This window comes from Leptotrichia hongkongensis (genome assembly GCF_041538065.1).
Taxonomy (GTDB): Bacteria; Fusobacteriota; Fusobacteriia; order Fusobacteriales; family Leptotrichiaceae; genus Leptotrichia; species Leptotrichia hongkongensis.
Genome location: NZ_JBGORW010000003.1, coordinates 95,277 through 107,376, shown reverse-complemented (window position 1 = coordinate 107,376; position 12,100 = coordinate 95,277). Strand labels below are relative to the sequence as shown.

General features: G+C 27.3%; 14 protein-coding genes. All 14 read right to left on the bottom strand.

Annotation, left to right across the window (positions count from 1 at the left end; translation table 11 throughout):
* Window positions 1-26: 26 nt before the first annotated feature.
* The gene (locus tag ACEG17_RS03260; RefSeq protein WP_026747441.1) at window positions 27-509 is read right to left on the bottom strand and encodes a hypothetical protein; all 483 of its coding nucleotides are present in this window, start codon (window positions 507-509) and stop codon (window positions 27-29) included.
* Window positions 510-536: 27 nt separating this feature from the next.
* Window positions 537-1,154, bottom strand: a complete 618-nt coding sequence (locus tag ACEG17_RS03255) for a hypothetical protein (protein ID WP_372582533.1) — start codon at window positions 1,152-1,154, stop codon at window positions 537-539.
* Between the two features lie 50 nt (window positions 1,155-1,204).
* Window positions 1,205-1,750, bottom strand: a complete 546-nt coding sequence (locus ACEG17_RS03250; RefSeq protein WP_053392594.1) for a hypothetical protein — start codon at window positions 1,748-1,750, stop codon at window positions 1,205-1,207.
* A gap of 48 nt (window positions 1,751-1,798) precedes the next feature.
* Window positions 1,799-2,167, bottom strand: coding sequence for a hypothetical protein (locus ACEG17_RS03245; RefSeq protein WP_372582532.1), 369 nt, complete (start codon window positions 2,165-2,167; stop codon window positions 1,799-1,801).
* Window positions 2,168-2,216: 49 nt separating this feature from the next.
* A complete protein-coding gene (locus ACEG17_RS03240; RefSeq protein ID WP_372582531.1) occupies window positions 2,217-3,428 on the bottom strand; it encodes a hypothetical protein in 1,212 nt (403 codons plus the stop codon).
* 115 nt (window positions 3,429-3,543) lie between these two features.
* Window positions 3,544-4,734: a hypothetical protein gene (locus ACEG17_RS03235; RefSeq protein WP_372582530.1), complete on the bottom strand. Its 1,191-nt coding sequence runs from the start codon at window positions 4,732-4,734 to the stop codon at window positions 3,544-3,546.
* A 140-nt stretch (window positions 4,735-4,874) separates the two neighbouring features.
* Window positions 4,875-5,606: a PepSY domain-containing protein gene (locus tag ACEG17_RS03230; RefSeq protein ID WP_372582529.1), complete on the bottom strand. Its 732-nt coding sequence runs from the start codon at window positions 5,604-5,606 to the stop codon at window positions 4,875-4,877.
* A 57-nt stretch (window positions 5,607-5,663) separates the two neighbouring features.
* Window positions 5,664-7,103, bottom strand: a complete 1,440-nt coding sequence (locus ACEG17_RS03225) for a HAMP domain-containing sensor histidine kinase (RefSeq protein ID WP_372582528.1) — start codon at window positions 7,101-7,103, stop codon at window positions 5,664-5,666.
* Window positions 7,096-7,782: a response regulator transcription factor gene (locus tag ACEG17_RS03220; protein ID WP_372582527.1), complete on the bottom strand. Its 687-nt coding sequence runs from the start codon at window positions 7,780-7,782 to the stop codon at window positions 7,096-7,098. Before ACEG17_RS03220 ends, ACEG17_RS03225 begins: the two co-directional genes overlap by 8 nt.
* 105 nt (window positions 7,783-7,887) lie before the next feature.
* A complete protein-coding gene (locus ACEG17_RS03215) occupies window positions 7,888-8,436 on the bottom strand; it encodes a type III toxin-antitoxin system ToxN/AbiQ family toxin (protein WP_372582526.1) in 549 nt (182 codons plus the stop codon).
* A gap of 362 nt (window positions 8,437-8,798) precedes the next feature.
* Window positions 8,799-9,542, bottom strand: coding sequence for an epoxyqueuosine reductase QueH (locus ACEG17_RS03210; protein WP_372582525.1), 744 nt, complete (start codon window positions 9,540-9,542; stop codon window positions 8,799-8,801).
* Between the two features lie 135 nt (window positions 9,543-9,677).
* Complete coding sequence (locus ACEG17_RS03205; RefSeq protein ID WP_372582524.1) at window positions 9,678-10,481, bottom strand: OmpA family protein; 804 nt, start codon at window positions 10,479-10,481, stop codon at window positions 9,678-9,680.
* A 33-nt stretch (window positions 10,482-10,514) separates the two neighbouring features.
* Window positions 10,515-11,258: a basic amino acid ABC transporter substrate-binding protein gene (locus tag ACEG17_RS03200; RefSeq protein ID WP_372582523.1), complete on the bottom strand. Its 744-nt coding sequence runs from the start codon at window positions 11,256-11,258 to the stop codon at window positions 10,515-10,517.
* Window positions 11,259-11,316: 58 nt separating this feature from the next.
* The gene (locus ACEG17_RS03195) at window positions 11,317-12,045 is read right to left on the bottom strand and encodes an amino acid ABC transporter ATP-binding protein (RefSeq protein ID WP_372582602.1); all 729 of its coding nucleotides are present in this window, start codon (window positions 12,043-12,045) and stop codon (window positions 11,317-11,319) included.
* Between the last annotated feature and the right edge of the window lie 55 nt (window positions 12,046-12,100).

Genomic DNA, 12,100 nt, shown 5'->3' with positions numbered 1-12,100 from the left:
TTTATCACTCGCTTTCATTTTTATATTTATTCATAATTTTTCAAACTATTGTTTAATTTTCCAGCACTATAAAGAGCAACATTTATAAATGTATGGTCTACTACTCTATATATTTCAATTATTTTTTTTGAATTATATAATAATAAAGCTCCTTTACGCTCTTTTATATTCATTTTTTCTTTAGAAATCTTATTTATATTTTTTTTATAAGCTTCAATTATTTTTGCATGTTCCTCATCTGTTGTTACTGAATCAAAGATTGTTGAATACAACTTATTTTCAGAAAAAGCAAAACTGTTAAATTGTCTTTTTACACCTAACGGATCCTCTACATTTGCATAATAATAAACAGCATAACTACCATTATCGTGTGAATTTGACAACGGTTCACTTTTCACAATATTTCTCAATTCTTTTGGAGAAATTTCAAAATTAATTTTATTTGTAACTTTTTCTCCAAATACTATTGCTGATAATAGCAACATCATAAATAATAATACTTTTTTCATAATTAGTTCTCCTTTATCTTTCTTAAATTATTTTATTTTTGATTCATCAATTAACCATTTTCCATTTTGTTTTACAAGTTTTAATATTATTTCTGTTCCACCTTGATAATTTTTTCTACCATCAATAACAAATTCTTCCTCATACTTATCTTTTAAATAAACTGTTTTAGATTTGGGATCATATTCTTTCAATAAAAATTCACTTTCCTGTGCTAAATCTTCTATTCCTAATCCCAATAAAGGATCGTATTGATAATAGGAATATATATCATTGTTTTCTTTTAAAAATTTCTTTTCAGCAGGAGTTAATTTTTCTTTAGATGATTCACTTGTTACTGCATACAATTCTTTTTCCTTTAAATCTATATATTTTTCTTTTCTAAAATATTCCTTTCTAAATTTTTCTGTAATTGGAGCTTTTGCAAACCATTTATCGAACTCATCAGGGTTTTTTAATTGTATATATTCATTTGCAAAGTTTATTGCTATATTTATTATTTCTTTATCTTCATTGCTTAAATTTTTATTTACCTGATTACTTTCTTTAAATGTTTTATGGAATTTAATTTGTTTTGATTCATTTGTTGTAGCTGCAATTCCTAAACTTGCTATAATTAACATTGCTATTCCTATTTTTTTTAGCATTTTTTATCCCTTGCTTTCGTTTATATTTTTTTTAAATATTAATTTTATAATTAACCTGCTGGATAATATTCTAATACATTCTTTATATTACCATTTTTATCAGTAATTACAACCTTTTTAGTTTTTTCATCAAATCCAAAGTACAATTTAGGATGTTTTTTCCCATCTTGACCAATATAGTTGTCTATATAATAAATTCCTTTTACAGCTGTTTTTCTTATTTTATAATATGAAACATAAACTTCAGAATTTTCATCAAGACTTTCTTTAATAGTAAAACCATTTAAATTTTTGATATTATTAAAATCTGATACTAACGGAAGACCATTTTCAGGTTTTTCATCATAATATGATGATAGATAAAAGTTATTATTTTTATCAGATTCTAATTTCCCTATTTTAAAGCTATATGTGTTATATACACCCTCTACACCATCTTTTTTATCCAACCAGCTAAAATTCATTATGCTGATTTCCTGTTCGGGAACTTTATTTTCTTTTTCAATTTTCTCCCAGCTTTTTCCTGTTGTAGTAATTTTTGCTGCAAATGCCATTGCACTTAATACAAGCAATCCTGTTAAAACTAATTTTTTCATAAAAATCATCTCTCCTTTAAGTTTTAATTAACCATATTTTCTGCTTCGCTAATCTATAGACAGATAATCGCCTTCCCAGTCAATTCCTTTTTCCTTTGCATATTCAAAACTGTCTGTTTTAAGTTTACCAGTTTTTTTATTTACAGTGTAACTGAACATACGAGGCTCAACTCTAGAATCTCCTCCACATTTTTCGTTATCACTACGTACATCAACCTGAAAATCTTCCGCAGTTTCATCAATGTAAAATTTCATACACTTTGTTCCTAATTTACCACCAAAGTTATGCTTAATTATAGATTTTTTCACATTTTTTAATGCTTCTTCCTCACTTTTTACAGGTGCGGCACTTAAAAAACTAGCACATAATAGCAAAAGAGTAAAAATTTCAATCTTTCTATTAAAAAACTTTTTCATAAAAATCATCTCTCCTTCAAGTTTTAATTTTATAATTTTTTTATTTAAACTAATACATAATTCGACCTGGAATATATTGGCTTACGCTGTTATCCTTTTTTTCAATTAATTCTTTAAGTTTTTCCAAATCACTATTAAAAGCAGTATTTTTTATATCTGCTACATCTATTTTGCTCAGAGTTTTTAACGCTTCTCCAAATTTTCCTAAACGACGTTCAGCTTCAGCTTTCAAAAATGCAGCTTCAAGATAATCATTTCTTTTAATATTTTTCATTTCCATGTTAATATTCTCTTTAAATGATTTGTAGGTCATTTTTTCTAATTTGTCAGCATAACTTAGAGCTTTTTTCAAATCAGCTTCTGTTGATAAATTATTTTTATCATAAACTTCGCCAATAATTCCTCCGTGTTCATCCAGATAATGTAAAATAATCAACTTCCAATGTTTTGGCTGTGCTTTAAGAAATACTTCATCTATAGCTTTTTTATTACCTAAAGAACTATACAATTCTGCTTGCCTTAAAAGCTCCTGTCCCGAATACTGTCCATTATTTTTTCTAATTACTGCCTGTAAATAATTCAATGCCTTTTCCCTAAAAATTTTCTTTGCTTTCTCATCAATACCGATTTCATTATAATATTTATAACGATAACCACTTTCAGTCTTCTGCAAGCTGGAAATACTATAATAAAAATCAGCTATCTTTTCTAAATAAATATTTTTATCCTGTTTTTCTATCAGAGCATTTGCTTTATCGTATTCTCTGTTACTGATATACAAGTAAGCTAAACTCGATGGAAAACCATCTTTTTTTCCTGAAGATAAAGATTTTTCAAGATAATCTATCCCTTTTATCAGACTCTCCTTTAAAGTATCGTTATTCTGAACATTTCTATTAATGTGTTCAATATATGATTTATAATATGTTTCCCCTATTTCTTTATCTGAAAATCCTCCTGCCAGTTCATAAAATCTCCCTAAATAATACTCTTTAGGAGAATTTTGAGGAATAGCTTTATATTCTTTTGAGTTTATGATTTTTTCATATTTCTTCAATTCCTCTTTTGTAAAATTTTCCTTAAACATTACAAATTTATTTTCTGGACATTGCTGTGGCAAACTTATACCAGCTGTAAACTTTTCATTTCCTATTGGACAAGTATACTCTTTAGTTACTATTCTTATGGAAAAAGAATTTGAAGCACATACTATCAATCCTGCTGTAATTAGTGCAGATAAATTTCTTTTTTTCCTTTTCATATCAACTCCTTTCCCTTTGATAAATGTATTTTATCAAACGAACCTTAAAATTAACTGAAAATTTTTAAGAAATTTACAATATAATGAAAAATTATAAATGAAAAAATTTCTAATATTAATACCTAATTGGTTCTGGAATATATTGTCTTACACTAATGTCTTTCTTATCTATTCTTTCTTTAAGAATTTTAAAATCATAATCATAAAGCGTATCTTTAACATCTGTTAAATTTATTTTACTTAAAGTTTTTGATGCTTCTTCAAATTTTCCTAAACGACGTTCAGCTTCAGCTTTTAAAATTATAGATAGATTATATTGAATTTTATCAGCATTATTATTTTTAGAAATCATTTTTGCTAATTTGTCAGCATAGTTTAGTGCTTTTTTTAAATTATCTTCTGTTGCTAATTTTTTTTCATCATAGACATCACCAATACTTCCTATAGGCTCATCTAAATAATATGACACAATCAGACTCCAGTATTCTGATGGTGCTTTAGAAAATACTTCATCAATTGCCTTTTCATTTCCTAAAGATTTATATAAATCTACCAGTCTGAAAAGTTCTTTCTCTGAATAACGTCCTTTATTTTTCTTAATTACATCCTGTAAGTAATACAACGCTTTTTCTCTAAATTCTTTTTCTGTTTTTTTATCAATACTTTCCTTATTAAAATCCATATAGTCATAACCATAATAGTTTATTTGAGATTTTTCTATATCAGAGAGAGTGTAGTAAAAATTTGCTATTCTTTCCAAATGAACGTTCTTATCCTGTTTTTCCACTAAGGCATTTGCTTTATCAAATTCTTTGTTACTAATATATAAATAAGCTAGCTTCCAAGGAAATTCGCTTTTATTTTCCATAGGCAAAGATTTTTCAAGATAACTTATTCCTTTTGCCAAACTTTCCTTTAAAGTATTAGCATTTTCAAAATTCTCATTAATTTGTGCTGTATATGCTTTGTAATACGTTTCGCCTATTTCCTTATCTGAAAATCCGCCTGCCATTTCATAAAATCTCCCTAAATAATATTCTTTAGGCAAATTTTGGGGAATAGCCTTGTATTCTTTTGAATTTATTATTTTTTCATATTTTTTCAATTCTTCTTTTGTAAATTCATTCTTGAACATTACAAATTTATTAGTCGGACATTGTGGCGGATAATGAAAGCTGCTAAACTTTTCTTTTCCTATCGGACAAGTATAATCTTCTTTTATTGCTGGTATAGAAAATCCATTTACAGCATAAAGTGTTAATCCTGTCATAACTAATACAGATAATTTTCTTGATTTCTTTTTCATAATTCTCCTACTTTCTTATCATAACAATACTGTTTTAAAATTTGTATCAAAAGTTATGATATATTTAAGTTTAAAAAGATTCAAGTGTATTTTAGCAAATTAACCTTAAATTTAACTGAAAATTTTTACTTTTTTAAATTCTATTTTTTTAATTTCCATTTTAAAATTTCACCTGTAGATAAATTAATTTTAAAATCATACTCTATATAATTGGCTTTTATTGTACCTTTATAGATTGATTTTTCAGCATTTACAAGAATAATTTCTTCAAATGAAGCATAATTCAGATCATCATAAACATTTTTCTTCAATTGCTCTAAAATGATATTTTCTACATTTTTTTCTTTCCTACTGAAGTTGTATTTAGCTCTGTCATAACTTTCTTCCTCGGTTATTCTTTTTCTATATCCCATCATACTTTGCATATCAGCATATCCATCACGTTCAGTCTTTTGTTCTATTGGTGATGGTGACGGTGCTACTGCTGGTGCGTTTTTCGCTTGGAATGTTATATCTTTTCCAACGCCCCAACGAGAATCAGATATAAGTCTTTCAGTAGAACTATATGTGATTACTTTTCCTGTATTTGCATCAACATTATATCTATATCTTTTATTTTTATAATAAAATTCAATTGCATAAACATATTTTTTATTTTCTTTTTCTAAAATAAGTTTTGTCAATTTTGCATTATTTGAATGTATTTTAGAATGTTCAAAAACAATTTTTTTAGCTCTTTCCAAATTTATTTTCACTCTATTGTTTCTTATTGTTACAGTTGTTATTTCTGCAGAATACAAATTTATGTCAGCTGAAGCAGACAACATTGCTAAAATTAAAAATGGTGTCATTCTTTTTTCTAGTATTTTCATTTTTTTTCCCTTTCTATAAATAAAAATATATTAATCAAAATAACCTATTTAGTTAGATTACAAAATTTTTTCAGGTAAGTAAAAAGTAAAAATAGTTCCTTTCCCCAACTCACTTTCTACCATAATTGTCCCTTTATGCTCTTCAATTATCCATTTTACAATAGAAAGCCCAAGTCCTGAATTATCAGTGGAACGGGAAGATTCAACCTGATAAAAACGATTCCAGATTTTATTAATATGTTCACTTGAAATTCCTATTCCATCATCAATAATTTGACATTTTATTTTTGACTTTTGTACATCAGTGTTTTCAGATTCATTTTCTATTTTATTTAAAATTATTTTTATTGTTCCATTTTCATTTCCATAAGTAATCGCATTTGAAATAAGATTTATAAAAACCCGTGTAAGCATATCTTTATCAACATCTGCAAAAATATCATTTTTTTCATCGTAAATAATTTTAATATTTTTTTCTTTAGCATAATTGCTTTCAACTTCAATAACTAACTGAATAATTTCATTCAAATTCTCATTCTTGATATTAAGTTTTTGATTTTTTTTATCCATTCTTGCAAGCATAAGCAATTCAGAAATTAAACTTGACATCTTTTTGGATTTTTCTAAAATATTTTTTAATATATCTTTTGATTCTTCATTTAAGTTCAAATATTTCAAACTATATTCACTTTGCATGCGAATTGCTGAAAGTGGAGTCCTTAATTCATGAGCAACATCCGATGTAAACTGAGCCTCTCTATCAAACGCCTCCTGCAAACGATTAAACATCTGGTCAAAAGTTTCCGCTAAATCATAAATTTCTCTTTCGCCATTTTGCAAATTAATCCTTTGGGATAAATCATCTCCCTTTGAAATCTTATTAACTGTTTTTACTATTTGCTCAATTGGACTAAAGGATTTTTTTGTTATAAATTTTCCACTTAAAACTGAAACAAATATTAAAAACGGAAATATAACAATGAATATCAAGATAATAAGTTCTATATTTTTTTCAAGGCTAGAAAAAGGTGTAATCCCTCTAATCAATATTTCACCATACCCATCAAGATTCTTTCTTATATCATAAACATACCATTTCGAATTTGAATTTTCCTGCTTTATTATCTTTAACTTATTACTTTCAGCAGAATTTTTTGAAACTTCTAAATCAATATTTGTATTTCCGTATATAAAATCATAATTTTTATCATAAATCGAAATAAAAATATCATTAGTTATAACGCTAAGATTATTGTCAATCATTAATTCACCATCTTCAAACTCAATATTCTGGTTTATTTTTTCTACTGTCGTTTTAAGCCTTTTATAAACCGAATTTTTTACTGCAATAGAACTTATATAAAACATCGTTCCTAAAAAACACAGTACAATTATAATTATCATACTTGTATACCATAATGCAATTTTTGTTTTTATTGAAATTCTTTTTTTATTGTTTATCTTATTAACAAAATTATTACTAGTATTCTTATTCATTTTCTTCCTTTAAGACATATCCTACACCTCTTATTGTATGAATCAATTTAGGCGTAAAATCTGTATCAATTTTTTTTCTCAATAGCCTTATATGTACTTCAATCACATTACTATTTCTTTCAGAGTCAAAATCATAAATATGCTGCTCAATTTTTTCTTTGGAAATAACTCTTTTTTTGTTTCTTATCATATATTCCAGTACTGAAAATTCTTTTGGAGATAATTTTATCTTCTTTTCATCTCTATATACAGTGTGTGTATTACAGTCAACTGTAAGATTTGCTAATTTAAAAACATTTCCTACTGAATCAGATTTTATGCTATTTTTTCTAAGAATTACACGAATACGTGCAAGCAATTCTTCAAAATCAAACGGCTTTACCAAATAATCATCAGCTCCATAATCCAGCCCTTTTACTCTATCCTGAACACTTTCTCTCGCAGTTAAAAATAAAACTGGTGTCTGTATACCTTTATTCCGTATTCTCTTCAATACTTCAAACCCATCAAGTTTAGGCAGCATTATATCTAATATCAACACGTCATATTCTGTAGAAAAAATATAATCTAACGCTTCTTCTCCATCAAAACAGCTATCAACACTGTAATTTTCCTTTTTTAACGTTCTAGCTATAATATCATTTATCATTCTCTCATCTTCTACAATTAAAATTCTCATCTTCTAAATCCTCATTCTTGTTATTTTATTTCTATTTAATTTCTTATATATACTCAAATCCGTTTAATATCATTCTATTAAATTAAATCTCTTCTAATTTTAATTTTAAAGTAATTTTGTTATGTATTCCTTTTCAAATTCTTTTGAAGCAGACTCCAACACCTTAAAGTTATTTACTCTTCTATACATTTTTTTATGTGATTCACTCAATTCTTCGAAATTTTTTGTAAAAATATTATATATTTTTTCAGCTTTTGCAAATATAATATTTTTATTCTTTTCACAATATTTCAATTGATTTTTTAATAATCTAAAATATTTTATATCCTCTGTATTTAAACTTTTACTTAACATTTTTAAATCCAATTTTTTCCTACACAAATCATTATTAATAACTGGAATCATATTGTTAAAATTAATAATTCCTAAGTTACCTTTATCTATTTTGAAAAAATCTATATTAGTTTTCATTTTTTTATGTTTTTCTTTTGGAGAAGATAATGGTGCAAAATACTCCTTATTATTTATCTTAAAAACTATTCCTATAAATGGCCTGTTTACTTTTAGCGAAACTTTATTTTCATATATTCCTAAATACTTTAAATAACTTGATGTTAATGTTATAAAATATAATTTACTTTTCCTTTCGTTCATTTAATCCCCTTTTTATTTAAAAAGGCGATACATAATAATATCGCCTAAAAATACCTTAAATATAATGATTAATAAATTAGGAAGACTTAGACTGCTCGCTTCTTTATGGTCTAACTTTTTAATACCTGACTGACTCAGGAAGACTTAGACTTGCTCGCTTCTATTATGACCTAACTTTTTAATACCTGACTAAATCAGGAAGACTTAGGTTCGCTCGCTTCTTTATGGTCTAACTTTTTAATACCTAGCTTTTATTAATCCTTTTCAAGTACATTATATCTTATTCTTATTTATTTTTCAAGGCAAATTTTTAATTTTTTTATAATTTTCTAACAAATCAGTTTTTTAATATCTTCTGACTTCTATTTATACTGGTTTAAATCAATTCCTTGATCCATAGCTGCAAATATACATCCACAATAACATTGCCTATACACGTCATATTCTGCACACATATCGACAGAGCGTTTATATCCATTATTTTTCTTGAAATCGGATGGAAGATATTTTACATCAAAAATTTCCTGAATTTCCAGCCCTAATGTATTTATTAATTGACTATTCTTATGGGGACTCAATGTCAAGGCACTTCCAAAATAGTCAAATCCTAATTCCTGAGCTTTTTTCGCCACAATATCAAGCCTCATCTGAAAACAGACTGTACATCTTGCTCCGCCTTCTTTTTCCTTTTCCAGTCCTTTCACAGCCTTATAAAAATCCATTGGCTTATACTCATCCTCAATAAATCCAACATTATTTCCAGTACGTTCATTGAACTTCTTAATAAATTCTTCTTGTGCTAAGGCTCTTTTTACATATTCTGCTTTTGGATGAATGTTATTGTTTGCAAAAAGAACTGTAACATCTGCATACTGTGTTAAAAATTCCAAGGTATATGTACTGCATGGAGCACAGCAGCTGTGAATTAATATTTTGGGACGAATATCCTTGTTTTCCCAATCTGAAATAAGTTTTGTTAAAATTGTATGATAATTAATTTTCTGATTAGGATTCATTCTCTCCAGAATTTCTTTTGCATTTTTTATATCTCTTTCGATATGACTTTCTCCATTTTCTATCTGTTCAATATTTTCATTATTTTTCATCAAATTAATTTCTCTCCTATTTTTTATTTTTATAAATATACTCTTTTTCTTTAATAGTTTTACTACAATATAAAAAGCGATATTTAGAAACTATTACTCTAATTATCACTTTTTTCTAAAAGAGATTCTATAATTCTATACTTGTCCTCTTTTTACAAATCTAAATTCTACTCTACGGTTTTCTTCTCTTCCTTCTTTTGTATCATTAGTTTTGATTGGATTACTGTCTCCACGTCCTACTAAATCTACTATCCTGTCTTTAGAAAGTCCAAATTCTATTAATTTTGAACCAACCTTTTCAGCTCTTCTAAGCGACAAACGTTTATTATAAGAAGAAGCACCGCTTTTATCAGTATATCCAATAATTGATACAACATAATCATTTTTTTCGACATAATCCTTTATATCACGTAGTACAGAATATGCTTCTTTCTTTAAATCAGTACTATTTTTATGAAAACTTAATTCATTTGATTTAAGAGATATGATTTCTGATTTTGAAATCTGTACCCTTTGTGGATTATTTATTGATTTTTCTTGAATTTCAGAAATAGTTTCAGTCTGATTAGTTTGCGCTTGAACTACTGGCTGTACTGTTTCTGTTTGCTGTTTTGGCTGTGCTTGTTGTGGATTAGTTGCATTTTTATCAGAATTTTGGTATGGTAATGAAGATTTATTATTAACAATTCTTGTTCCAGTACCGTCCTGCGTTAATGCAACTGTTATCAAATCAGGATTATCCGCTGCTTTAGCTGAGGCTATTTTTTCAGGATTTGGTGTATCTAATGTTGGTATATCATTTTTTACATCCTGTTGAATATCCGCCACATTTGGACGAATTATGTCTTTTCGCATAGCAGAAGTTGTCATTTTTTCAGATACTGTGGGCACTGCCATTGCGACCAGTGAAGAAACTGCAACTAATGTAGGCTTTTTCATGATTTGTTCTTCCTCCTATTTTAATAAAATATTTTATTTTTGGCTGTTTTCAAGGCCATATTTTTTAATTAATTCATTATATTTTCCATTTTCTTTCATTTTTTTCAATTCATCATTTATTTGTTTTATCAACTCTTGATTTTTTCCTTTGTTAAGAGCCATTGCCATTCCAATTTTAGCTGGTTTTTCATCAAAAATTTCCATTTCAGGATTTTTCTTCATGTATTCTTCAGCTACTGCTTTTTCAAGAATAATTACATCAATTTTTCCTGCTTTTAAATCTAAAATAGTATTTACTGTACTTTCGTTTGGCACAACAGTAGCTCCATTAATCTCTTTTGCTTCTATTTCTTGAATTGTTCCAAGCTGAACTCCAATTTTCTTACCACTTAATGTAGCTGGTGTAACTGCAGTATTACCTTTTTTTCTTATGTAAGTTTCTTTTGAAACAAAGTAATCATCTGTAAAGTCTACTGATTTTTTTCTTTCTTCAGTTGAACTCATACCAGATACAATAATATCAATTTTTCCTGCTTTCAATGCTGGAATCAATCCATCAAATGACTGGTCAATAATTTCAACTTTATATCCAAGATTTTTTCCAATTTCGTTTATAAGATCAACATCAAATCCAGTAACTTGTCCATTTTCAACATATTCAAACGGAGCAAAAACTGCATTCAGTCCTACTCTTAATTTTTTCTCCCCATTATCTTTTTTTCCACACGATATAATTCCAAAAATTACTAATGTTATCATCAAAAATATTTTTTTCATATTTTTTCCTCTCTTTCTCTATTTAATTTTATTTAAAATCATTTTAACTAATAATCTTTTAGTGATTTAACACTTTTTCTAAAAACTCTCTTGCTCTTTCTGTTTTTGGATTGTCAAATAAATCCTGCGGTTTTGCATCTTCCAGAATATATCCTCCATCCATAAAAAATACTCTATTAGCTACATTTCTTGCAAATCCCATTTCGTGTGTCACCACAATCATTGTCATTCCTGCATTTGCAAGCTCCTTCATAACTTCCAGAACCTCACCTATCATTTCAGGATCAAGTGCCGATGTTGGTTCATCAAACAGAATTACTTTTGGATTCATTGCTAATGCCCTTGCAATTGCAACCCTTTGTTTCTGACCACCAGACAGCTTGTTTGGATAAACATCCTTCTTATCAGCAAGCCCCACTTTTTCCAGTAATTCTATTGCCAGTTTTTCTGCCTCAGCTTTTGTCATTTTTTTTAATCTAATTGGTCCCAAAGTAATGTTTTCCAGTACAGTTTTATGTGGATACAAATTAAAGTGCTGGAATACCATTCCGACTTCCTCACGAATTTTGTTTATATCTACCTTACGTTCCAAAATATTTTTATTATTTATTTTAATCTCTCCTGATGTAGGTTCTTCAAGCCTGTTTATACAACGTAAGAATGTTGATTTTCCACTTCCGGAAGGTCCTATAATCGAAATTACTTCCCCTTCTTTTATTTCTGTACTAATTCCTTTTAAAACTTCCAATTCTCCATATTTTTTCTTCAAATCTTTTATTTTTATTATTTCAGCTTCTTTTAATTCAGTAATACCTTGAAATGAAGCTAATTCTCTACATTTT

Bases quoted from the DNA above. Each gene is read 5' to 3' on its own strand.
- ACEG17_RS03205 (WP_372582524.1), bottom strand. From the start codon at position 10,481: ATGAAAAAGCCTACATTAGTTGCAGTTTCTTCACTGGTCGCAATGGCA.
- ACEG17_RS03235 (WP_372582530.1), bottom strand. From the start codon at position 4,734: ATGAAAAAGAAATCAAGAAAATTATCTGTATTAGTTATGACAGGATTA.
- ACEG17_RS03215 (WP_372582526.1), bottom strand. From the start codon at position 8,436: ATGAACGAAAGGAAAAGTAAATTATATTTTATAACATTAACATCAAGT.
- ACEG17_RS03250 (WP_053392594.1), bottom strand. From the start codon at position 1,750: ATGAAAAAATTAGTTTTAACAGGATTGCTTGTATTAAGTGCAATGGCA.
- ACEG17_RS03245 (WP_372582532.1), bottom strand. From the start codon at position 2,167: ATGAAAAAGTTTTTTAATAGAAAGATTGAAATTTTTACTCTTTTGCTA.
- ACEG17_RS03230 (WP_372582529.1), bottom strand. From the start codon at position 5,606: ATGAAAATACTAGAAAAAAGAATGACACCATTTTTAATTTTAGCAATG.
- ACEG17_RS03200 (WP_372582523.1), bottom strand. From the start codon at position 11,258: ATGAAAAAAATATTTTTGATGATAACATTAGTAATTTTTGGAATTATA.
- ACEG17_RS03260 (WP_026747441.1), bottom strand. From the start codon at position 509: ATGAAAAAAGTATTATTATTTATGATGTTGCTATTATCAGCAATAGTA.
- ACEG17_RS03225 (WP_372582528.1), bottom strand. From the start codon at position 7,103: ATGAATAAGAATACTAGTAATAATTTTGTTAATAAGATAAACAATAAA.
- ACEG17_RS03240 (WP_372582531.1), bottom strand. From the start codon at position 3,428: ATGAAAAGGAAAAAAAGAAATTTATCTGCACTAATTACAGCAGGATTG.
- ACEG17_RS03210 (WP_372582525.1), bottom strand. From the start codon at position 9,542: ATGAAAAATAATGAAAATATTGAACAGATAGAAAATGGAGAAAGTCAT.
- ACEG17_RS03220 (WP_372582527.1), bottom strand. From the start codon at position 7,782: ATGAGAATTTTAATTGTAGAAGATGAGAGAATGATAAATGATATTATA.
- ACEG17_RS03255 (WP_372582533.1), bottom strand. From the start codon at position 1,154: ATGCTAAAAAAAATAGGAATAGCAATGTTAATTATAGCAAGTTTAGGA.